The sequence below is a fragment of the Pectobacterium peruviense genome, from assembly GCF_002847345.1.
GTDB classification, from domain to species: Bacteria; Pseudomonadota; Gammaproteobacteria; order Enterobacterales; family Enterobacteriaceae; genus Pectobacterium; species Pectobacterium peruviense.
This window is the reverse complement of record NZ_LXFV01000040.1, coordinates 1-2,268: the sequence shown is the minus strand read 5'-3', so window position 1 is coordinate 2,268 and position 2,268 is coordinate 1. Positions and strand designations below refer to the sequence as shown.

General features: G+C 51.6%; 1 rRNA gene. It reads left to right on the top strand.

The features are described from left to right. Positions 1–157 precede the first annotated feature (157 nt). Positions 158–2,268, top strand: a 23S ribosomal RNA gene (locus A0G03_RS20305); the annotation flags it as partial.

The following is a 2,268-nucleotide window of genomic DNA, read 5'->3' as shown; positions in this document are numbered from 1 at the left end:
TTGCTCTTTAACAATCTGGAACAAGCTGAAAATTGAAACATGACAGCTGAACATGCAGGACTGCCTTCGGGTAGGTCGTGATGAATCAGTCTGTCAATGAGTCTCTCAAATAATCGCAGCGCGATGATGAATCGAAAGAAACATCTTCGGGTTGTGAGGTTAAGCGACTAAGCGTACACGGTGGATGCCTAGGCAGTCAGAGGCGATGAAGGGCGTGCTAATCTGCGATAAGCGTCGGTAAGCTGATATGAAGCGTTATACCCGACGATACCCGAATGGGGAAACCCAATGTGTTTCGACACATTATCATGACATGAATACATAGTGTCATGAGGCGAACCGGGGGAACTGAAACATCTCAGTACCCCGAGGAAAAGAAATCAACCGAGATTCCCCTAGTAGCGGCGAGCGAACGGGGAGGAGCCCAGAACCTGAATCAGTTTGTGTGTTAGTGGAAGCGTCTGGAAAGTCGCACAGTAAAGGGTGATAGTCCCGTACACAAAAATGCACAAATTGTGAGTTCGATGAGTAGGGCGGGACACGTGACATCCTGTCTGAATATGGGGGGACCATCCTCCAAGGCTAAATACTCCTGACTGACCGATAGTGAACCAGTACCGTGAGGGAAAGGCGAAAAGAACCCCGGCGAGGGGAGTGAAATAGAACCTGAAACCGTGTACGTACAAGCAGTGGGAGCCTACTAGTTGGGTGACTGCGTACCTTTTGTATAATGGGTCAGCGACTTATATTCTGTAGCAAGGTTAACCGTATAGGGGAGCCGCAGGGAAACCGAGTCTTAACTGGGCGTTAAGTTGCAGGGTATAGACCCGAAACCCGGTGATCTAGCCATGGGCAGGTTGAAGGTTGGGTAACACTAACTGGAGGACCGAACCGACTAATGTTGAAAAATTAGCGGATGACTTGTGGCTGGGGGTGAAAGGCCAATCAAACCGGGAGATAGCTGGTTCTCCCCGAAAGCTATTTAGGTAGCGCCTCGTGAATTCATCTTCGGGGGTAGAGCACTGTTTCGGCTAGGGGGTCATCCCGACTTACCAACCCGATGCAAACTACGAATACCGAAGAATGTTATCACGGGAGACACACGGCGGGTGCTAACGTTCGTCGTGAAGAGGGAAACAACCCAGACCGCCAGCTAAGGTCCCAAAGTCATGGTTAAGTGGGAAACGATGTGGGAAGGCACAGACAGCCAGGATGTTGGCTTAGAAGCAGCCATCATTTAAAGAAAGCGTAATAGCTCACTGGTCGAGTCGGCCTGCGCGGAAGATGTAACGGGGCTAAACCATGCACCGAAGCTGCGGCAGCGACACTTAGGTGTTGTTGGGTAGGGGAGCGTTCTGTAAGCCGTCGAAGGTGACCTGTGAGGGTTGCTGGAGGTATCAGAAGTGCGAATGCTGACATAAGTAACGATAATGCGGGTGAAAAACCCGCACGCCGGAAGACCAAGGGTTCCTGTCCAACGTTAATCGGGGCAGGGTGAGTCGACCCCTAAGGCGAGGCTGAAAAGCGTAGTCGATGGGAAACAGGTTAATATTCCTGTACTCGGTGTTACTGCGAAGGGGGGACGGAGAAAGCTAGGTTATCCGGGCGACGGTTGTCCCGGTTTAAGCGTGAAGGTGGATGACTTAGGTAAATCCGGGTCATTGTTAACACTGAGGCGTGATGACGAGTCACTACGGTGATGAAGTAACCGATGCTACGCTTCCAGGAAAAGCCTCTAAGCTCCAGGTAACATCAAATCGTACCCCAAACCGACACAGGTGGTCAGGTAGAGAATACTCAGGCGCTTGAGAGAACTCGGGTGAAGGAACTAGGCAAAATGGTGCCGTAACTTCGGGAGAAGGCACGCTCCTGTCGGTGAAGTCCCTAGCGGATGGAGCTGGCGGGAGTCGCAGATACCAGCTGGCTGCAACTGTTTAATAAAAACACAGCACTGTGCAAACACGAAAGTGGACGTATACGGTGTGACGCCTGCCCGGTGCCGGAAGGTTAATTGATGGGGTCAGCCGCAAGGCGAAGCTCTTGATCGAAGCCCCGGTAAACGGCGGCCGTAACTATAACGGTCCTAAGGTAGCGAAATTCCTTGTCGGGTAAGTTCCGACCTGCACGAATGGCGTAATGATGGCCAGGCTGTCTCCACCCGAGACTCAGTGAAATTGAACTCGCTGTGAAGATGCAGTGTACCCGCGGCAAGACGGAAAGACCCCGTGAACCTTTACTATAGCTTGACACTGAACCTTGAGCCTTGAT